The 18359-nt window shown below is 61.5% G+C and carries 23 protein-coding genes and 1 tRNA gene; 1 reads left to right on the plus strand and 23 read right to left on the minus strand.

Features of this window, described 5'->3' with window-relative positions; genetic code table 11:
- Nucleotides 1-339: 339 nt before the first annotated feature.
- The 7 genes from NCS58_RS12995 to NCS58_RS13025 form a co-directional block, all read right to left on the minus strand.
- Nucleotides 340-415: transfer RNA gene (locus tag NCS58_RS12995), tRNA-Thr, on the minus strand.
- Between the two features lie 18 nt (nt 416-433).
- Entirely contained in the window at nt 434-931 is a 498-nt protein-coding gene (locus NCS58_RS13000) for a ClpXP protease specificity-enhancing factor (protein WP_061120161.1), read from the minus strand.
- Nucleotides 932-994: 63 nt separating this feature from the next.
- Nucleotides 995-1606, minus strand: coding sequence for a glutathione S-transferase N-terminal domain-containing protein (locus NCS58_RS13005; RefSeq protein ID WP_008344155.1), 612 nt, complete (start codon nt 1604-1606; stop codon nt 995-997).
- A 93-nt stretch (nt 1607-1699) separates the two neighbouring features.
- Nucleotides 1700-2455 carry a cytochrome c1 gene (locus tag NCS58_RS13010; RefSeq protein ID WP_250538556.1) on the minus strand — a complete coding sequence of 252 codons (756 nt, stop codon included), beginning with the start codon at nt 2453-2455 and terminating at the stop codon, nt 1700-1702.
- Between the two features lie 23 nt (nt 2456-2478).
- The gene (locus tag NCS58_RS13015; RefSeq protein WP_061120163.1) at nt 2479-3861 is read right to left on the minus strand and encodes a cytochrome bc complex cytochrome b subunit; all 1383 of its coding nucleotides are present in this window, start codon (nt 3859-3861) and stop codon (nt 2479-2481) included.
- Nucleotides 3862-4482, minus strand: a complete 621-nt coding sequence (petA, locus tag NCS58_RS13020; RefSeq protein WP_061120164.1) for a ubiquinol-cytochrome c reductase iron-sulfur subunit — start codon at nt 4480-4482, stop codon at nt 3862-3864.
- Nucleotides 4483-4699: 217 nt separating this feature from the next.
- Entirely contained in the window at nt 4700-5446 is a 747-nt protein-coding gene (locus tag NCS58_RS13025; RefSeq protein ID WP_061120165.1) for a Nif3-like dinuclear metal center hexameric protein, read from the minus strand.
- Nucleotides 5447-5466: 20 nt separating this feature from the next.
- Between NCS58_RS13025 and NCS58_RS13030 the strand changes: the two genes are divergently transcribed.
- Nucleotides 5467-6693, plus strand: coding sequence for a S1C family serine protease (locus NCS58_RS13030; protein WP_061120166.1), 1227 nt, complete (start codon nt 5467-5469; stop codon nt 6691-6693).
- 96 nt (nt 6694-6789) lie between these two features.
- Here the strand turns inward: NCS58_RS13030 and tatC are convergent, their stop codons facing one another.
- From tatC to murA, 16 genes are all read right to left on the minus strand, one after another.
- Nucleotides 6790-7566: a twin-arginine translocase subunit TatC gene (gene tatC / locus NCS58_RS13035; protein ID WP_061120167.1), complete on the minus strand. Its 777-nt coding sequence runs from the start codon at nt 7564-7566 to the stop codon at nt 6790-6792.
- A 44-nt stretch (nt 7567-7610) separates the two neighbouring features.
- Nucleotides 7611-8141 (minus strand): Sec-independent protein translocase protein TatB, encoded by a 531-nt coding sequence (gene tatB, locus NCS58_RS13040; RefSeq protein WP_061120168.1) that lies wholly within the window; start codon nt 8139-8141, stop codon nt 7611-7613.
- 36 nt (nt 8142-8177) lie between these two features.
- Entirely contained in the window at nt 8178-8414 is a 237-nt protein-coding gene (gene tatA, locus NCS58_RS13045; protein ID WP_061120169.1) for a Sec-independent protein translocase subunit TatA, read from the minus strand.
- A 156-nt stretch (nt 8415-8570) separates the two neighbouring features.
- Complete coding sequence (locus NCS58_RS13050) at nt 8571-8933, minus strand: histidine triad nucleotide-binding protein (protein WP_061120170.1); 363 nt, start codon at nt 8931-8933, stop codon at nt 8571-8573.
- A gap of 49 nt (nt 8934-8982) precedes the next feature.
- Nucleotides 8983-9375, minus strand: coding sequence for a hypothetical protein (locus NCS58_RS13055; protein WP_061120171.1), 393 nt, complete (start codon nt 9373-9375; stop codon nt 8983-8985).
- 32 nt (nt 9376-9407) lie between these two features.
- Nucleotides 9408-9776 (minus strand): phosphoribosyl-ATP diphosphatase, encoded by a 369-nt coding sequence (locus tag NCS58_RS13060; RefSeq protein WP_061120172.1) that lies wholly within the window; start codon nt 9774-9776, stop codon nt 9408-9410.
- On the minus strand, nt 9773-10165 hold the full coding sequence (hisI, locus tag NCS58_RS13065) for a phosphoribosyl-AMP cyclohydrolase (protein ID WP_238217247.1): 393 nt from the start codon (nt 10163-10165) through the stop codon (nt 9773-9775). The genes NCS58_RS13060 and hisI overlap by 4 nt, the downstream gene beginning before the upstream one ends.
- Nucleotides 10166-10180: 15 nt before the next feature.
- The gene (hisF, locus tag NCS58_RS13070) at nt 10181-10954 is read right to left on the minus strand and encodes an imidazole glycerol phosphate synthase subunit HisF (RefSeq protein WP_061120173.1); all 774 of its coding nucleotides are present in this window, start codon (nt 10952-10954) and stop codon (nt 10181-10183) included.
- Between the two features lie 78 nt (nt 10955-11032).
- On the minus strand, nt 11033-11785 hold the full coding sequence (gene hisA, locus NCS58_RS13075) for a 1-(5-phosphoribosyl)-5-[(5-phosphoribosylamino)methylideneamino]imidazole-4-carboxamide isomerase (RefSeq protein WP_061120174.1): 753 nt from the start codon (nt 11783-11785) through the stop codon (nt 11033-11035).
- A 152-nt stretch (nt 11786-11937) separates the two neighbouring features.
- Nucleotides 11938-12579, minus strand: a complete 642-nt coding sequence (hisH, locus tag NCS58_RS13080; protein WP_086961391.1) for an imidazole glycerol phosphate synthase subunit HisH — start codon at nt 12577-12579, stop codon at nt 11938-11940.
- On the minus strand, nt 12576-13196 hold the full coding sequence (locus NCS58_RS13085) for a MarC family protein (RefSeq protein WP_250477146.1): 621 nt from the start codon (nt 13194-13196) through the stop codon (nt 12576-12578). Before NCS58_RS13085 ends, hisH begins: the two co-directional genes overlap by 4 nt.
- Nucleotides 13197-13234: 38 nt before the next feature.
- Nucleotides 13235-13822 carry an imidazoleglycerol-phosphate dehydratase HisB gene (gene hisB / locus NCS58_RS13090; protein ID WP_035506636.1) on the minus strand — a complete coding sequence of 196 codons (588 nt, stop codon included), beginning with the start codon at nt 13820-13822 and terminating at the stop codon, nt 13235-13237.
- 32 nt (nt 13823-13854) lie between these two features.
- Nucleotides 13855-14928 (minus strand): histidinol-phosphate transaminase, encoded by a 1074-nt coding sequence (hisC, locus tag NCS58_RS13095; RefSeq protein ID WP_250538557.1) that lies wholly within the window; start codon nt 14926-14928, stop codon nt 13855-13857.
- A gap of 74 nt (nt 14929-15002) precedes the next feature.
- The gene (gene hisD / locus NCS58_RS13100; protein WP_250477148.1) at nt 15003-16325 is read right to left on the minus strand and encodes a histidinol dehydrogenase; all 1323 of its coding nucleotides are present in this window, start codon (nt 16323-16325) and stop codon (nt 15003-15005) included.
- A 46-nt stretch (nt 16326-16371) separates the two neighbouring features.
- A complete protein-coding gene (gene hisG / locus NCS58_RS13105) occupies nt 16372-17064 on the minus strand; it encodes an ATP phosphoribosyltransferase (protein ID WP_061120179.1) in 693 nt (230 codons plus the stop codon).
- The gene (gene murA, locus NCS58_RS13110; protein WP_061120233.1) at nt 17061-18332 is read right to left on the minus strand and encodes a UDP-N-acetylglucosamine 1-carboxyvinyltransferase; all 1272 of its coding nucleotides are present in this window, start codon (nt 18330-18332) and stop codon (nt 17061-17063) included. The genes hisG and murA overlap by 4 nt, the downstream gene beginning before the upstream one ends.
- Between the last annotated feature and the right edge of the window lie 27 nt (nt 18333-18359).

The following is an 18359-nucleotide window of genomic DNA, read 5'->3' on the forward strand; positions in this document are numbered from 1 at the left end:
ATTTACTCCATCCAAAGATGGAAAAACCTTCCTCTGATACTTCGTGTGAGACTCTTGATACTTTCGCTATATCCAGCCCCGAAGAACCAGACCGCACCCAACATCAAGCGCCCACACTTATCGGCTGTTAGTTTTTAAAGAGCACATCGCAAGACCCCTACCTCACCTTCTGTCTTGCGCCGCTGCATCAGCAGCAGCAGAGAAACGAGATTATGAACAACATTTCGGTTCGTGTCAACAAGAATTCGACGCATTTTCTTATCGACTCAAACTGCTAAGACCTGTCGACTCAAATCAAACGGGTCGTGCGGACATCGCACGACCCGTTGACGTAAATCTTGGTGCCGGCTGCAGGACTCGAACCCGCCACCTGATGATTACAAATCAACTGCTCTACCAGATGAGCTAAGCCGGCGAAGGACGAGATTCTACTTCATTTAACGACTTTGAGGTGAGACCTCGCGGGGGATTTTGAAGCATCGTCATCGGCGTCCGTTTGCGATTGATCCTTTGGCACGGGATCCACACGTTCATCCGCCGGCTCCTCGATCTGCCGAGTGTCGCGCTCAGACGATCGCCCCCCGACGGGAGCGCTCGCCAACTCCGCTCCAGAATGCGTCTGCTCGACCGGGAACGCCATCCCTTGTCCGTTCTCGCGCGCGTAGATAGCCAAAACGTTCGCGACTTGCACCTCGATCTTGTGCGACTTGCCGGAGAATCGCGCGCTGAACTCGATCCACTCGTTGCCCATCTGCAGCTGGCTCGTCGCCTCGAAACTGATGTTCAACACGATCTCGTCGTTGCGCACGAACTGACGCGGAACGCGCGTCGCCGCATCGACTCGCACGGCGATATGGGGCGTAAAACCGTTGTCCGTGCACCACTCGTACAGCGCGCGCAACAAATACGGCTTGGTGGAAATCTCTTGCATCAACTTTCCTCTGCCGGAATGCGGCGGCACGAAACCGCGCCGCCGCGTCCCAACGCACTCAAACTATCGACGCATCACCTTTTCGGAAGGCGTCAGCGCTTCAATATAAGCCGGGCGGCTGAAAATCCGCTCGGCGTACTTCATCAACGGTGCGGCGTTCTTCGACAGCTCGATGCCGTAGTGATCCAGACGCCACAGCAGCGGCGCGATCGCGACGTCGAGCATCGAGAACTCCTCGCCCAGCATGTACTTGTTCTTCAGGAAGATCGGAGCGAGCTGCGTGAGGCGATCGCGGATCGCGCTACGCGCCTTCTCGTGATTCTTCTCGGCGGCCTTGCCCTTCTCGTTCTCGAGCGTGCCGACGTGAACGAACAGCTCCTTCTCGAAGTTCAGCAGGAACAGGCGCGCGCGGGCGCGCTGCACCGGGTCTGCCGGCATGAGTTGCGGGTGCGGGAAACGCTCGTCGATATACTCGTTGATGATATTCGACTCGTACAGGATCAGGTCGCGCTCAACGAGAATCGGTACCTGTCCGTATGGGTTCATCACCGCGATGTCTTCCGGCTTGTTGAACAGGTCAACGTCGCGAATCTCGAAATCCATGCCCTTTTCGAACAACACCAGCCGGCAGCGCTGGGAGAAGGGGCAAGTAGTGCCGGAATACAGAACCATCATGTTTTTAAAGTTCCTTCAGTAAACTCGAAGGGTCGGCCGCGGCGTTTTCTCGCCGAAAACGTCGTCGCGCCGACCCACGCCTTCGAAGGCGCGCTATTTGATATCTTTCCAGTATGCCGCGTTCAGGCGCCACGCGAGGAAACTCAGCAGCGCCAGGAACAGCAGAACCCAGACACCGAGCCGCTTGCGCGTCTGCTGCGCAGGCTCCGCCATCCACGACATGTACGAAACGAGATCGGCCACAGTTGAATCATAATCCACGGATGACATGGCACCAGGCGCAACCTGAGTGTAACCGACGAATCTTCTTACCTTTTCGCCGGTCTTTTCGTCCGTATCGGTCTCGAATTTCGCATCCCGAATGCCTTGCAGAGTCCAGAGCACGTGCGGCATGCCGACATTCTCATACACGCGGTTGTTCCAGCCGGTCGGCCGCGTCGGATCGCGATAAAAACTCCGCAAGTACGTATAGAGCCAGTCGTTGCCGCGCGCCCGCGCCTCGACCGATAAATCCGGCGGCGACGCGCCGAACCAGGCTTTCGCATCCTCGGGGCGCATCGCGATGGACATCGTGTTGCCGACCTTGTCGGTCGAGAAAAGCAGGTTCTCCTGAATCTGCTTTTCGCTGATGCCGATGTCGGTCAGCCGGTTGTACCGCATCAGATTCGCGCTGTGGCAGTTCAGACAGTAGTTTACAAAAACCTGGGCGCCATGCTGCAAGGACGCGAGATTGTCCGAACTAGCGGGCGCCCGGTCGAGCACCGCCTCTTCCTGCGCAGAAGCCGGCGCCGCACCGAACGAGAGCAGCGCCGCACCGATCATCGCTATTGTAGAGAGCCATTTTTTCATCGTATTCGTCTCCGGACGTGCGCTCAGTGAGGTTTGTAGTGCACTCGCTCAGGCGGCGTCCTGAATCTGCCGCGCGGCGTCCAGAAAGGCATGCCGAGGAAGAACGCGAAATAGATCAACGCGCAGATCTGCGCAATCAGCGTCGCGGCCGGCGATGGCGGTCGCGTGCCCAGGAAGCCGAGCATTAGAAACGCGAAGATGAAGATCGCGTAGAAGACCTTGTGGAAGAGCGGTCGGTAGCGGATCGATTTCACCGGACTGCGATCGAGCCACGGCAGGAAGAACAGCGACACGACCGCCGTGCCCATCACGACCACGCCCCAGAATTTCGATTCCGTCAGCGCCATGAAAATCAGCACGAGAACCGCGAGCACCGGCAGGCCAAGGCGCCACTTGCCGCGCCCCTTCACCAGCGCAAGCAGTCCGAGCAGTGCGATGACGATCATCAGCACGATCTTGAACGGATCGGTGGTGGCGCGAAGCATCGCGTAGAACGCGGTGAAGTACCACACGGGCGCGATCTCGGGCGGCGTCTGCAGCGGGTTGGCCGGCACGAAATTGTTGGCTTCGAGGAAGTAGCCGCCCATTTCCGGCGCGAAGAAGATGATCGCCGCAAAGATCAGCAGGAACACGCACACGCCCATGAAGTCGTGCACCGAGTAGTACGGATGAAACGGAATGCCGTCGAGCGGAATGCCGTCCGGCCCCTTCTTCGCCTTGATCTCGATGCCGTCCGGATTGTTCGAGCCGACTTCATGGAGCGCGACCAGATGCGCGACGACGAGTCCGATCAGCACGAGCGGAATCGCAATCACGTGGAACGCGAAGAAGCGGTTCAGCGTGACATCCGACACGACGTAATCGCCGCGAATCCACAAGGACAGATCCGGGCCGATGAACGGAATCGCCGAGAACAGGTTCACGATAACCTGCGCGCCCCAGAACGACATCTGCCCCCACGGCAGCAGATAACCGAAGAACGCTTCGGCCATGAGGCACAGGAAGATCGCGCACCCGAAGATCCATACGAGTTCGCGCGGCTTGCGATACGACCCGTACATCAGCCCGCGGAACATATGCAGATACACGACGACGAAGAACATCGACGCGCCCGTCGAGTGCATGTAGCGGATGAGCCAGCCCCACGGCACCTCGCGCATGATGTACTCGACCGATGCGAACGCAAGCGTCGCATCGGGCTTGTAATTCATCGTCAGGAAAATTCCGGTGACAATCTGATTCACCAGCACCAGCAGCGCCAGCGAGCCGAAGAAGTACCAGAAGTTGAAGTTCTTCGGCGCGTAGTACTCGGAAACGTGCTTCTTCCAGGTCGAGGTCATCGGAAACCGGCGGTCGATCCAACCGGTCAAGCCCGTTGTCTCCACTTCCTTGTCTGCGGTCGCCATTTATGCCTCTCCCTTTTCGTCCTTGCCGATCACGAGTTGCGTCGCGGAGGTGAACATGAACGGTGGAATGTCCAGGTTCTGCGGCGCGGGCTTGTTCTTGAAGACGCGGCCGGCCATGTCATAGGTCGAGCCGTGGCACGGGCAAAGGAAGCCGCCCGGCCAGTTATCGGGGAGATTGGGTTGCGCACCCTCCTGGAAACGCGGCGTCGGCGTGCAGCCCAGATGGGTGCACACCGCGACCGCCACGAGAATGTTCTTGTGATCGGCGCGCGAGCGATACTCGTTGTTGCAGTACTCCGGCAACGGCATCGAAAACTCCATCTTGGACTTCGGGTCAGCGACTTCGTTGTCGGCCTTCTTGACGTCGGCCAGCATTTCGTCGGTGCGGTTGACGATCCACACCGGCTTGCCGCGCCAGGCAACGGTCATCATTTCGCCCGGCTTGAGTCCGCTGATATCGACCTCGACGGGCGCGCCCGCCGCCTTGGCCTTCTCCGATGGAGCAAACGAACCTACAAAAGGAACCACGGTTGCCACAGCTCCGAAACCACCTGCTGCGGTCGTCGCAATCAGCCAGGTACGGCGGCCGCCGTCGACGCGTTTTTCATCCTTGTCTCGCATCACACGCCCCACTTCTGAGTTGGATTTATACCGTCACATCAGTTGTTCGCCGTTAGTGTGCGCGAATGGAGTTAGCATTTACAAGGGCCGCCTAGCAAAAATCACTCGAAGTGATTGATGCTTCAGGGTTTTCCCCACGTTTTTCGCGCAATATCGTGAAGCGTTCGTTAAGTCAACTGCAAGCGCCAAATAATGGGCGCGCCGGCTTAACAGCGTATTAAACCGGATTATCGATATCGATAAAAAGATGTTCGATATCGAACTGCTCCGACAGATGCGCGCCGACGGCCTGCACGCCGTAACGCTCCGTCGCGTGATGCCCGGCCGCGATATACGCCACGCCCGACTCCGCCGCGATATGCATGGTCTGCTCCGAGACCTCGCCGCTCAGATAGACGTCGGCGCGCGCCGCTATCGCGTCTTCGAAATAGCCCTGCGCGCCGCCCGTGCACCACGCCACGCGTCGCAATTCCCTGTTCGTATCGCCGAACACGAGAGGCTTCCTGCCAAGCGCGTTCTCGACCATCGCGCCGAAGTGCTCGAGCGAAAGCGGCATCGCGAGCGTCGCGACCCAGCCGAGATCCTGATCGGCGAAACGGCCGTCCGCGATCAGCCCGAGGCGCGCACCGATCTGCGCGTTGTTGCCGAACTCCGGGTGCGAATCGAGCGGAAGATGGTAGGCGAAGAGATTGATGTCGTTGGCGATCAGCGTGCGCAACCGACGATACTTGCGCCCCGTGATCTGCGGCGCCTCGTTGCGCCAGAAGTAGCCGTGATGCACGAGGACGGTGTCCGCGCCCCATTCCAGCGCGGCCTCCAGGAAAGCCTGCGAGGCCGTCACACCGGTTGCGATCTTCTGCACGCGGCGCGCGCCTTCGACCTGCAGACCGTTCGGGCAATAGTCCTTGAAGCGGCCGATTTCCAGCAGATTGTTCAGATACAATTCGAGTTCGATCCGATCCATGAAATCCTCTATCCCTTCAAATGCTTAGACGCTTCTGGCTATTTTTTGCCCAAGCGGTCACCGTGCTTTTGGCCCTGATGTTCATCATCGCGACCTTGAAACCGCAGTGGCTTCAACGTCAGGGTCAATTCGGCAAGCAGCTTGCCGAGCCGATCGTCGCGTTGCAGGAAGTGGCGCCGAGCATCGGCTCGCGCCCGGTTCAATCGTCCTACTCGGAAGGCGCGCAAAAGGCGATGCCGGCCGTCGTGAACGTGTTCTCCAGCAAGGACGGCAATCTGCCGCCCGATCCGCGTGCGAAAGACCCGCTGTTCCGCTATTTCTTCGGTGACAAGAACAAACGCAAGAGCGACGAGCCGCCGGCGTCGAACCTCGGCTCCGGCGTCATCGTCAGCTCGGAAGGTTACATTCTAACGAACCAGCATGTCGTCGACGGTGCGGATCAAATCGAAGTCGCGCTCGCCGATGGTCGCACGGCCAGCGCAAAAGTGATCGGCGTCGATCCGGAAACCGACCTCGCCGTGCTCAAGATCAACATGACCAATCTGCCGAGCATCACCCTCGGGCGCATGGACCAGACGCGCGTTGGCGATGTCGTACTCGCGATCGGCAATCCGTTCGGCGTCGGCCAGACGGTCACGATGGGTATCGTCAGCGCGCTCGGACGCAATCACCTCGGCATCAACACCTTCGAGAACTTCATCCAGACGGATGCAGCCATCAATCCCGGCAACTCGGGCGGTGCGCTGGTGGACGTGAACGGCAATCTGCTCGGCATCAACACGGCAATCTATTCGCGCAGCGGCGGCTCGCTCGGCATCGGCTTCGCGATTCCCGTGTCGACCGCGCGCAGCGTACTGGAAAGCATCATCACGACGGGCACCGTCACGCGTGGCTGGATTGGCGTGGAGCCGCAGGACGTGACCCCGGAGATCGCCGAATCGTTCGGGCTGGATCAGAAATCCGGCGCGATCGTCGCCGGCGTGCTGCAAGGCGGTCCGGCGGACAAGGCGGGTATCAGGCCGGGCGACATCCTCGTGTCCATCAACGAAGACACCATCACCGACACGACGCGCCTGCTCAACGTCGTCGCGCAGATCAAGCCGGGCACGTCGGTCAAGGTTCATCTGATGCGCAAGAACAAGGAACTCGACGTCAACGTGATGATCGGCAAGCGTCCCGCGCCGCCGCGCGCACCGCAGATGCCGGACGAAGATCAAGGCGATCAGGGTGACCAGGGCGACGAATAAACGCCGCATTCACAAAACAAAAAGGCAGCTTCGATCACTCGAAGCTGCCTTTTTTGTATCCGGCAAGCCGACGCTCACCGCGACAATACGCCGCACCTACTCCGCCGCCGGCTCCTCGTTCTTGATCTGCTCCTTGCCAACCACGAGCCGTGCCGCAATGATGCCCGCCTCATAAAGAATGACGAGCGGAATCGCGAGAATCAGTTGCGAGAAAACGTCGGGCGGCGTCACGACAGCCGAGATGACGAACGCGCCGACGATCACGTATGGGCGGATCTGCTTGAGCTTCTGGATCGACACGACGCCCATGCGCGCCAGCAGCACGACGACGATCGGAACCTCGAACGTCACCCCGAACGCGATGAACATCGTCAGCACGAAGCTCAGGTAGTTGTCGATGTCCGTTGTCATCTCCGCGCCCAGCGGCGCGTTGTAATGCGCCATCACGCGGAAAATAGTGGGGAACACGACGAAGTAGGCGAACGCCATGCCGCACAGGAAAAGCGTGTAGCTGCTGAAGACGAGCGGCCCGACGAGCTTCTTCTCGTGCTGATACAGCCCCGGCGCGACGAAGGCCCAGACCTGATACAGCACGATCGGCAGCGCGATCACGAAGGCGACGAGCATTGTCACCTTCATCGGCACGAAGAACGAGCCGGTGACGTCGGTGACGATCATCTTGCCGTCGGCTGGCAGGTTCTGCATCAGCGGACGGGCCAGCAGCTTGAAGATGTCCGGCGCCCAGTACACCAGCCCGATGAATACGACGATGACTGAAGCGCCCGCGCGAATGATGCGGTCGCGCAATTCGACGAGATGCGAAATGAACGTCTCTTCGACGGGCTCTTCTTTATTGTGTTGCGGGTCGCTCACGCCGGCCCTCGGTAGAAATCATCGATGAAGGAATCGCGGCTCGCTCAGAAGAACTTCGTCTGCCGGCGCAGGGTGGCTGGCGTATGACGAGCGACGCGCGCCGCGCCCGACTGGACCCGCGTGCGACGAGAAGTCGTGCGCTTGTACCAGTTCGGAATCGCTGCCTGCTTCACGCGCCAGTTCTTGCGCCTGGTCGACGTCGATGACGACGTGCTCGCCCAGGGCTTGTCCGACGCGGCGCTGTCCGCCTGTTCGCCCGCGCTACCCGCGATGCTCGGCGCGACCGACGTGCCCTCTTTCCACGCATCGTTCAGTTCGGACTCGTGGCGACGCAGCGTGTCGTGAATCGTCGATTCGACGTTGGACGCCGCGGTTTCGAACTCGGTGCGCATTTTCTTCAGCTCATCGAGTTCCATCTCGCGTGCCACTTCCGATTTGACGTCGTTGATATAACGCTGCGCGCGCCCGAAGAGCGCCCCCGCCGTGCGAGCGACGCCCGGCAGGCGCTCCGGCCCGAGGACCACCAGCGCGACGACGCCGATGACCGCCATTTTGGTCAGACCGAGATCGAGCATTGAACGAAGAGTGGAGGGTTACCGTCGGCGGACGGATTAGCGGTAGTCGCCCGGGCGGGACTTGTCCTTCGCTTCGACGTCAACGGCGCCGTTACGCGGCAGCTCGCGCTGATCGGTCGTATTTGCCGGCGTCTCGCCTTCGCGCATGCCTTCCTTGAAACCCTTCACTGCGCCGCCCAGATCGCCGCCGATATTGCGCAGTTTCTTGGTGCCGAACACGAGCGCCACGATCAACAGAACGATCAACCAATGCCAAATGCTTAACGAACCCATGAATGAAAACTCTCCGTGATTCCGCCCCGATTTGGGTATCTAAAGCGGAAGACTGGCCTCGCGGCCTGAGCCAAGGCTGACCGCCTCGACTTCAACTATCGATTTTGCTCGCCCAATATTTCATTGGAAAGGAGAATGCAGACGCAGATTGCAGCATTACCCCATTCGGCGCCACGGGCGCTCGCCGGCCAACAAATGCGCGTGGATGTGATACACCTCCTGCCCGCCGCCCGGTCCGGTATTAATTACCGTGCGAAAACCGGTGTTCCCTCCCGTGTAGGAGACACCCAGATCTTTCGCCAAACGTCCGACGAGACTCACCATTCTACCAAGCAGCGGACTGTCACTTTCTGTGCAGTGGGAAAGTGTTTCAATATGCTTGCGCGGAATCACCAGCACATGCACCGGCGCTGCCGGGTTGATGTCGTTGAAGGCGACGAACTCGTCGTCCTCATAAACCTTCGTGCTCGGCAGCTGGCCCGTGGCGATCTTGCAGAAAATGCAGTTGTCTTGACTCATGTATGTCCCGTGTGTCTCCCGTTCCCGGGCCAGATTGATCGAAGCGTATTCAGAACCAGGCGCGCGGTTCGATCGCCTTGTCCTCGTAGAGATACAACCAGCCCTTGATGATGCGATAGAGCGTCCAGATGCTGACCGCGGCGAGAATCAGGAAGCCGATGCCGATCCAGATCGTCGCAAAGCCGATCACATGACCCAGCACCGCCCACCAGAACGTGCGGATCTGCCAGGTGAAGTGATCCTCATAAGGGGTGCCGGCGGCGTCGCTTCGCTTGACGTAGTTGAGGATGATGGCGACCAGGCCGGTCAGCCCCCCGGTCAGCCAGTAGACGGCATACAACGCGTACAGAACGTGGGTGAACGTGCGCATGTTGCGCAGACGCTCCGGGTCATCCGAGTTCTGAACGACGGGTGGCGGATAAGGTTCGTACTGCCGGTTCATGCTGCCCTCCTTCGCTCGAGGCGAGACGCTCGTCAGCTGCCGCTTTGCTCGCGCTGGCGCGACTTGCGCAGCGCCTTCTCCTCGATCCCCGACAGGCCTTCGCGACGTTCCAGTTCCGCGACCACGTCGGCGGGGCTCAGGTCGAAATGCGACAGCATCACGAGACAATGAAACCACAAATCAGCGACTTCACTGACGAGCGCTTTCGGCGCGCCGCCATGACGCGCGTCCTTCGCGGCGAGCACGACTTCCGTCGCTTCCTCGCCGATCTTCTTCAGGACCGCATCGTCGCCTTTATGAAAGAGTCGGGAAACATAGGATTGTTCCGGATCGCCGCCCTTGCGACTGTCGATAACGGAGGCGAGGCGCAGCAGCGTGTCGAGCGTATTGGCTTGCGTCATTTGTAAATGCTTTCTGGGTCTTTCAGGACCGGCTCGACAGCGACCCACTCGCCGCTCTCCGCCGTGCCTTCGAATTTCTGGAAAAAACAGGAATGGCGGCCGGTGTGGCACGCGATGCCCGATACCTGCTCGACCTTGAGCAGCACGACGTCTTCGTCGCAGTCGAGGCGCACGTCGTGGACATGCTGCACGTGACCCGATTCCTCGCCCTTGAACCACAGGCGCTGACGCGAGCGCGAGAAGTACACCGCGCGCTTCAGTTCGATGGTCTTCGCGAGCGCCTCGCGATTCATCCATGCGAACATCAGCACGTCGTTGGTCGACGCTTCCTGCGCGATCACCGGCACGAGGCCGTTCGCGTCCCACTTCACCTTGTCGAGCCAGGTCATTTGATCGCTCACCGCTTACGTCCTTACCGAAATGCCGTGATCGGCCATGAAGCGCTTCGCCTCGCCGACCGTATGTTCGCCGTAGTGAAAGATGCTCGCGGCAAGCACCGCGTCCGCGTGGCCTTCGACGACGCCGTCCGCGAGATGCTGCAACGATCCCACGCCGCCCGATGCGATCACCGGCACCGGCACCGCGTCCGATACGGCGCGCGTCAGGGCGAGATCGAACCCGGCCTTGGTGCCGTCGCGGTCCATGCTGGTCAGAAGAATTTCGCCCGCGCCGTACTCGGCCATCTTGCGCGCCCATTCGATCGCGTCGATGCCCGTCGCCTTGCGGCCACCGTGCGTGAACACTTCCCAGCGCGGCGTCTCGCCCTCGGCCGACACACGCTTGGCGTCGATCGCGACGACGATGCACTGCGAGCCGTGCTTGTCCGACGCGTCGCGCACGAGCTGCGGATTCGCGACCGCCGAGGAATTCATGCTGATCTTGTCCGCGCCCGCGTTGAGCAAACGCCGCACATCCTCGACAGCGCGCACACCGCCGCCGACGGTCAGCGGAATGAACACCTGCGACGCCACCGACTCGATGATCGGCAGAATCAGATCGCGTTGATCGGAAGTCGCGGTGATATCGAGGAACGTGAGTTCGTCGGCGCCCTGGTCGTCGTAACGACGCGCGATTTCGACGGGATCGCCCGCATCGCGCAGCTCGACGAAGTTGACGCCCTTCACGACGCGACCGGCGGTCACGTCCAGGCAGGGAATGATGCGTTTTGCGAGAGCCATGTTCTTGCCACTTACAAAGTAAGGGCGGCGTCGCGGCCGCCCGGAGTGCTGCTCAGATGTGCTCGCGCTCAGGCGTCTTCAAGCGCCGTCGGCTTCGCGCAGCGCGTCGGCGCGTGTCTGGGCGGCCTTGAAATCGAGGTCGCCGGAATAGATCGCGCGGCCGCAGATCACCCCTTCGATGCCTTCGTCCTCGACCTCGCAGAGCGACTCGATATCCGCGATGCTCGACAGCCCGCCGCTCGCGATCACCGGAATCTTCACCGCCTGCGCGAGGCGCACGGTCGCGTCGATGTTGATGCCCTGAAGCATCCCGTCCCGGCCGATATCCGTGTAAATGATCGATTCGCAGCCGTAGTCCTCGAACTTGCGGCCGAGATCGACGACTTCGTGGCCCGTCAGCTTGCTCCAGCCGTCCGTGGCGACCTTGCCGTCCTTCGCGTCCAGCCCGACGATGATGTGGCCTCCGAACGCGCTGCACGCGTCCTGCAGGAAGCCTGGATTCTTCACCGCCGCAGTGCCGATGATGACGTACGACAGGCCGTCGTCCAGATAGCGCTCGATGGTTTCCAGGTGACGGATGCCGCCGCCCAGTTGCACGGGAATCTCGCTGCCCACCTCGTCGAGGATCGCGCGGATCGCGTCGCCGTTCCTCGGCTTGCCGGCAAACGCGCCGTTCAGATCGACCAGATGCAGCCGTCGTGCGCCGCGATCGACCCAATGTCGGGCCATCGCTGCCGGATCTTCTGAAAAAATGGTCGCCTGGTCCATATCGCCTTGCTTGAGGCGCACGCACTGACCGTCCTTAAGATCGATGGCCGGAATGAGCAGCATAGGTATCGCGTATTTTCGGGGTGAAGTTGATCAAAACGGCGCACGTGCGGTCTTTCGTGCCTCTGCCGCGAGCCGTCTCGCTAGTGTAGTACAAGTCTTGCAACGGTCATGCGCCCGTAGTAGTAGGCGAAAACGCTAGCGCACGCGCCGTTTCACGGGTTCCAGTGCACGAAATTCCGGTACAGACGCAGGCCTGCATCCGCGCTCTTTTCCGGATGAAATTGGGTCGCGAAGATATTGTCGCGCGCAACTGCCGACGTAAATGCGCTGCCGTACACGGTTTCGCCGGACGTGTGCGCCGGATTGTCCGGCACCACGTAGTAGCTATGCACGAAATAGAAGAATGCGCCGTCCGCGACGCCGTCCCAGATCGGATGCGCTTGCGTCTGACGAACGCGGTTCCAGCCCATTTGCGGCACCTTGAAGCGCGAGCCGTCGTCCTGCAGCAGGCCGTCGAGCTGGAAGCGGACGACTTTGCCGGGCAAGAGGCCCAGGCCCTTGGTATCGCCTTCCTCGCTCCAGTCGAAAAGCATTTGCTCGCCGACGCACACGCCGAGCATCGGTTTTTCGCGCGCCGCCTGCATCACCGCTTCCTGAAGCCCGGATTCGGCCAGATGCGCCATGCAGTCGCGCATCGCGCCCTGTCCCGGCAACACGACCCGATCCGCCGCATGGATGCCTTGCGGCTGATCGACGATCGCCACGTTCGCTTCGGGTGCAGCCTTTTTCAGCGCCTGATAGACCGAGCGCAGGTTGCCCATTCCGTAATCAACAATCGCAATCGAAGTATTCATTTCAAAGATGGCATCAAGGCCTTCAACCCGTCGACGATGAACTCCACCGCCAATGCGGACAACATCAAACCCATGAGACGCGTGCCGATGTTGATTCCCGTGCGCCCGACCCAGCGGGCGATCGGCTCGGCGAGACTCAGTGCGCCGAAGCACAGCCCCGCGATGATCGCGCCCAGCACGACGAGCCCGAAACGGTCGTACCAGTGCTGCGCATTGGCAGCATAGACGATCACCGTGCTGATGGAACCCGGCCCGGTGAGCAGCGGAATCGCGAGCGGCACGACCGCGATGCTGTTGCGTTCCTCGGCTTCCATGCGTTCTTCCACCGTCGAGCGCGCGTTGCCGACCTGCGCGTTCAACATGCTGATTGCCATGAGCAGCATGATGATGCCGCCGCCCACTTCGAACGATCCGACCGAAATGCCGAAGAACGCAATGATCTGCTGCCCGAGCAGCGCCGTCACCGCGATCACGCAAAACACCGAAATGGACGCGACGCGAATCGTGTTGCGTCTCTCGATCTCGGACTGCTGCGAGGTCAGGCTCAGAAAAAACGGTATCGCGCCGATCGGGTTGATCAGCGCGAGCAACGATATGAACGACTTGAACAGATCCATCGTGTTGTCGACGCGCCCGCCGAATCAGCGTGAGTCGATCAGAGACTGCCCTTGGTCGACGGAATCTGTCCTGCCGCGCGCTCGTCCATTTCGACGGCCATGCGCAACGCGCGGCCGAACGCCTTGAACACGGTCTCGACCTGATGATGCGCGTTGATGCCGCGCAGGTTGTCGATATGCAGCGTCACGCCGGCATGATTCACGAAGCCGCGAAAGAATTCGATGGTGAGGTCGACGTCGAATGTTCCGATGCGCGCGCGCGTGAATGGCACGTGAAACTCGAGACCCGGCCGGCCGGAAAAATCGATCACGACGCGCGACAGGGCTTCGTCGAGCGGCACGTACGAATGTCCGTAACGGCGAATGCCCTTGCGATCGCCGATGGCCTTCGCCACCGCCTGCCCCAACGTGATGCCGGTGTCTTCGACGGTATGGTGATCGTCGATATGGAGGTCGCCATGCGCTTCGATGTCGAGATCGATGAGCCCGTGACGGGCGATCTGGTCGAGCATGTGATCGAGGAACGGGACGCCGGTGGCGAGCTTCTGCTTGCCGGTGCCGTCCAGGTCGAGCTTCACACGGATCTGCGTTTCGCTGGTGTTGCGAACGACTTCCGCAATGCGCATGGTGATTCCTTGAGGCTTTCGAAAGTAGGGATTCAGTTCGGTGCGAGCTTTTTCAGCGCCGCGACCATATGTGCGTTTTCTTCAGCCGTTCCGACCGTCAAACGCACGCAGTTAACCAGCAATGGATGCATTTTACTCACGTTTTTGATCAGAACCCGCGAAGTCAGAAGGGTTTCGAAAGCAACGGCGGCGTCCGGCACGCGCACGAGCAGAAAATTGCCCGCGCTCGGAAAAACCGTCATGCCCGGAAGCGCGGCGACTTCTCGCGCGAGCGCGGCGCGTTGCGCGCGCAGATCGGCGGCCTGTGCGTCGAGCACGTCGAGGTGATCGAGCAGGAAATCGGCGGTCGCCTGCGTCAGCACATTGATGTTGTACGGCGGGCGCACCTTGTCGAACTGCATGATCCACGAAGGACGGCCCGCCATGTAACCCAGGCGGATGCCCGCAAGCCCGAGCTTCGAGACGGTCCGCATCACGACGACGTTATCGAACTCCGCCGCGCGCGGCATCCAGCTCTTGCCGGCGAACGGCTGATACGCCTCGTCGATCACCACGAGACTCTTGCGCGCCGCGTCGATCATGCGGGCCATGTCAGTGTCGTCGTAGAGCGTGCCGGTCGGGTTGTTCGGATACGCGAGGTACACGAGCGCCGGCTCGTGTTCTTCGACGGCGGCGATCAGCGCGTCGGCGTCGAGCGTGAAGTCCGCCTTCAGCGGCACGCCGATGAAGTCGAGATGCGCGAACTTCGCCGACATTTCGTACATCACGAAGCCCGGCACCGGCGCGACGACCTTCGCGCCCGGCTTCGAACACGCGACCGACATCATGCTGATCAGTTCGTCCGAGCCGTTGCCGAGCAGCACGTCGCACGCGTCGGGCAACTGCATCTTGCGCTTGATCTTCGAGAGCAAATCCGCCGGGCGTGGCGCCGGATAGCGATTCAGCGTGACGCCCGCGAGATGCGCGCCCAGACGTTTGGCGAGATCGGCGGGCAAGCTGTAGGGATTTTCCATCGCGTCGAGCTTGATGAGGCCCGTGGAGTCGGCCACGGGATAGCTCGTCATCGCGAGGACGTCGGGACGAATGATGTCTTGTGGTGTGGTCATGATTTCCCGGCGTCTCTCTCGCCGGTGGGGCGGCGGCTCTCAGGCCGCCTTGTTCATTCGGGCCGGCTATTTTTTCAGCCGACGTTTTTCATCCGGTATTCCGCACTGCGCGCATGCGCCTGCAAGCCTTCGCCGTATGCCAGTTCCGCCGCGATTTCGCCGAGCGTCTGCGCGCCGTCCGCGCTCACTTCGATCACGCTCGAACGCTTCATGAAATCGTACACGCCGAGCGGCGACGAAAAGCGCGCGGTGCGCGACGTCGGCAGCACGTGGTTCGGGCCGGCGCAGTAGTCGCCGAGACTTTCGCTCGTGTAGCGGCCGAGGAACATCGCGCCGGCATTGTGAATCTGCGCGGCCCACTGATGCGGATCGAGCGCGGAAATTTCGAGGTGCTCCGGCGCGATGTCGTTGGCGATCAAGCACGCTTCGGCCATGTCCTTCACCTTGATGAGCGCGCCGCGATCTTCGAGCGAACGCTGAATGACATCGCGGCGCGGCATCGACGGAAGCAGTTCGACGATCGCATCCTCGACACGCTGGATGAAGTTGTCGTCCGGGCACAGCAGGATGGATTGCGCGAGCTCGTCGTGCTCGGCTTGCGAGAAGAGGTCCATCGCGACCCAGCGGGGATCGGTGGTGGCATCGCAGATGACCAGAATCTCGGACGGCCCCGCGATCATGTCGATGCCGACCGTGCCGAACACACGGCGCTTCGCCGACGCGACATACGCGTTGCCCGGACCGCAGATCTTGTCAACCGCGGGCACGCTTTGCGTGCCGTACGCGAGCGCGCCGACCGCCTGCGCCCCGCCGATCGTGAACACACGGTCCACGCCGCCGAGCAGCGCCGCTGCGAGCACGAGCGGATTTTTCACGCCGTCCGGCGTCGGCACGACCATCACGATCTCCTTGACGCCCGCAACGCGCGCCGGAATCGCGTTCATCAAAACCGACGACGGATACGCCGCCTTGCCGCCCGGCACGTAGATGCCCGCGCGATCGAGCGGCATGACTTTCTGGCCGAGCACGGTGCCGTCGGCTTCGGTGTATTGCCAGCTATGGCTGCCGCACTCGATGCGCTGCTTCTCGTGATAGCCGCGCACGCGCGCCGCCGCCGCTTCGAGCGCCGCGCGGCGCTTCGGCTCGAGCCCTTCGAGCGCGGCTTCCATTTCGGACAGCGGCAATTCGAGCGCCGCGACGCTCTCCGCCTTCAGACGATCGAACTTGTTGGTGTATTCGAGCACGGCCGCGTCGCCGCGCGCCTTCACATCCGCGAGAATTTGCGCGACCGAACGCTCGATTGCCTCGTCCTCGCTCGCTTCGAACGCGAGCACGGCACGCAGCGCCTTGTGAAAACCATCGGTGCTGGAATCGAGTTTGCGAATCTTGATAGACATGCTGGTTTTCCGTTTTGCTGGTGGCGCGCCGCGGCCTGCGGCTCGCCTAATTTCCTGTTGCGACGGTGGCGCGCTCGAAGGCGTCGAGGAACGGCTTGAGCGCCGCGCGCTTCAGCTTGAGCGCCGCCTGGTTCACGACGAGGCGCGATGAAATCTGCATGATCTCTTCGACCTCGACGAGATTGTTCGCCCGCAGCGTGCCGCCCGAACTGACCAGATCGACGATCGCATCCGCGAGCCCGACGAGCGGCGCGAGCTCCATCGAGCCGTACAGCTTGATCAGATCGACGTGGACGCCCTTCGCCGCGAAATGCTGACGCGCGGTCTCGGTGTACTTCGTCGCGACGCGCAAACGCGCGCCCTGGCGCACCGCGCTCGCGTAATCGAAGCCCGCCTTCACGGCCACCGACATCCGGCAACGCGCTATGTCCAGATCGATCGGCTGATACAGGCCGCTGCCGCCGTGCTCGATCAGCACATCCTTGCCCGCGACGCCGAAATCGGCCGCCCCGTATTCCACATAGGTCGGCACATCTGTCGCGCGCACGATGATCACGCGCAGATTCGGGTTCGTGGTCGGCAGGATCAGCTTGCGCGAACTCTCCGGATCTTCGGCCACCTGCACGCCGGCGGCGGCGAGCAGCGGCAGCGTTTCCTCGAAGATACGCCCTTTCGACAGCGCGAGCGTGAGGGGCGCGCTCGGCTCCACCGACGACGACGTCTGCGGCAGCGAGCTCATTGCTCGCTCCCGCTGCCCTTGATGCGGCGCACGTTCGCGCCGACCGCCGTCAGTTTCGATTCCATGCGGTCGTAGCCGCGATCCAGATGGTAGATGCGGTCGATCAGCGTTTCGCCGTCCGCGCACAACGCAGCGATCACGAGACTCGCGGACGCGCGCAGATCGGTTGCCATCACTTTCGCGCCGGAGAGTTGCTCGACGCCGCTGACGAGCGCCGTATTGCCGTCGATCGTGATGTTCGCGCCCAGGCGGTTCAGTTCCTGCACGTGCATGAACCGGTTCTCGAAGATCGTCTCGACCACTTGCGACGTGCCGTTCGCGATCGTGTTGAGCGCCATGAACTGAGCCTGCATGTCGGTCGGGAACGCGGGATATTCCGACGTGCGGATATTCACCGCGCCGGCGCGCTTGTCCATGCGCACGCGCATCCAGTCGTCGCCTTCCTCGATGCTGACGCCCGCTTCGCGCAGCTTGGCCGTCACGGCGTCCAGCAGGTGCGGGCTCACGCGGCGCAAGGTGACATCGCCGCCCGCAGCCGCGACCGCGCACAGGAACGTGCCAGCCTCGATGCGATCCGGCACGACGTCATGCTTTGCGCCATGCAGCCTGTCGACGCCCTGAATCACCAGACGATCAGTGCCGATGCCGTCGATCTTTGCGCCCATCTTCACGAGCAGATGCGCGAGGTCGCTCACTTCCGGCTCGCGCGCCGCGTTTTCGATCACCGTCTCGCCTTCGGCCAGCACCGCCGCCATCAGCAGATTTTCGGTGCCGGTGACGGTAATCATGTCGGTAATGATGCGCGCGCCCTTCAGACGCTTCGCGCGCGCTTCGATGAAACCGTGCTCGATGTTGATCTCGGCGCCCATCGCCTGCAGGCCCTTGATGTGCTGATCGACCGGACGCGCGCCGATCGCGCAGCCGCCGGGCAGCGACACCTTCGCCTCGCCGAAGCGCGCGACGAGCGGCCCGAGCACGAGAATCGACGCGCGCATCGTCTTGACCATTTCGTACGGCGCGATCAGCTTGTCGACTGTCGATGCATTGAGGCTCACGCGACCGTCGCCCGAGACTTCCGACTGCACGCCCATCTGGCGCAGCAGCTTGATCATCGTTCGCACGTCCTGGAGATTCGGCACGTTCGACAGATGGACGTCATCGGCGGTGAGAAGGCTTGCGCAAAGAATGGGCAAAGCCGCGTTCTTCGCGCCCGATACGGTGATTTCGCCAGAGAGCTTCGCGCCCCCCGTGATGACCAATTTATCCATTGCTTGTCCTTCGACCGAGCTTCCTGC

The sequence above is a fragment of the Caballeronia sp. INML3B genome (assembly GCF_023631305.1).
GTDB lineage: Bacteria > Pseudomonadota > Gammaproteobacteria > Burkholderiales > Burkholderiaceae > Caballeronia > Caballeronia turbans.

Coding starts and splice junctions, on each gene's coding strand:
- NCS58_RS13025 (WP_061120165.1), bottom strand. CDS start 5,446: ATGGATCGGATCGAACTCGAATTGTATCTGAACAATCTGCTGGAAATC.
- hisC (WP_250538557.1), bottom strand. CDS start 14,928: ATGACCACACCACAAGACATCATTCGTCCCGACGTCCTCGCGATGACG.
- hisD (WP_250477148.1), bottom strand. CDS start 16,325: ATGTCTATCAAGATTCGCAAACTCGATTCCAGCACCGATGGTTTTCAC.
- NCS58_RS13060 (WP_061120172.1), bottom strand. CDS start 9,776: ATGACGCAAGCCAATACGCTCGACACGCTGCTGCGCCTCGCCTCCGTT.
- NCS58_RS13085 (WP_250477146.1), bottom strand. CDS start 13,196: ATGGATCTGTTCAAGTCGTTCATATCGTTGCTCGCGCTGATCAACCCG.
- hisH (WP_086961391.1), bottom strand. CDS start 12,579: ATGAATACTTCGATTGCGATTGTTGATTACGGAATGGGCAACCTGCGC.
- hisI (WP_238217247.1), bottom strand. CDS start 10,165: ATGACCTGGCTCGACAAGGTGAAGTGGGACGCGAACGGCCTCGTGCCG.
- petA (WP_061120164.1), bottom strand. CDS start 4,482: ATGCGAGACAAGGATGAAAAACGCGTCGACGGCGGCCGCCGTACCTGG.
- NCS58_RS13000 (WP_061120161.1), bottom strand. CDS start 931: ATGCAAGAGATTTCCACCAAGCCGTATTTGTTGCGCGCGCTGTACGAG.
- NCS58_RS13055 (WP_061120171.1), bottom strand. CDS start 9,375: ATGAACCGGCAGTACGAACCTTATCCGCCACCCGTCGTTCAGAACTCG.
- NCS58_RS13015 (WP_061120163.1), bottom strand. CDS start 3,861: ATGGCGACCGCAGACAAGGAAGTGGAGACAACGGGCTTGACCGGTTGG.
- NCS58_RS13005 (WP_008344155.1), bottom strand. CDS start 1,606: ATGATGGTTCTGTATTCCGGCACTACTTGCCCCTTCTCCCAGCGCTGC.
- hisG (WP_061120179.1), bottom strand. CDS start 17,064: ATGAGCTCGCTGCCGCAGACGTCGTCGTCGGTGGAGCCGAGCGCGCCC.
- NCS58_RS13050 (WP_061120170.1), bottom strand. CDS start 8,933: ATGAGTCAAGACAACTGCATTTTCTGCAAGATCGCCACGGGCCAGCTG.
- tatB (WP_061120168.1), bottom strand. CDS start 8,141: ATGCTCGATCTCGGTCTGACCAAAATGGCGGTCATCGGCGTCGTCGCG.
- hisA (WP_061120174.1), bottom strand. CDS start 11,785: ATGCTGCTCATTCCGGCCATCGATCTTAAGGACGGTCAGTGCGTGCGC.
- NCS58_RS13010 (WP_250538556.1), bottom strand. CDS start 2,455: ATGAAAAAATGGCTCTCTACAATAGCGATGATCGGTGCGGCGCTGCTC.
- murA (WP_061120233.1), bottom strand. CDS start 18,332: ATGGATAAATTGGTCATCACGGGGGGCGCGAAGCTCTCTGGCGAAATC.
- hisF (WP_061120173.1), bottom strand. CDS start 10,954: ATGGCTCTCGCAAAACGCATCATTCCCTGCCTGGACGTGACCGCCGGT.
- NCS58_RS13030 (WP_061120166.1), top strand. CDS start 5,467: ATGCTTAGACGCTTCTGGCTATTTTTTGCCCAAGCGGTCACCGTGCTT.
- hisB (WP_035506636.1), bottom strand. CDS start 13,822: ATGCGCATTGCGGAAGTCGTTCGCAACACCAGCGAAACGCAGATCCGT.
- tatA (WP_061120169.1), bottom strand. CDS start 8,414: ATGGGTTCGTTAAGCATTTGGCATTGGTTGATCGTTCTGTTGATCGTG.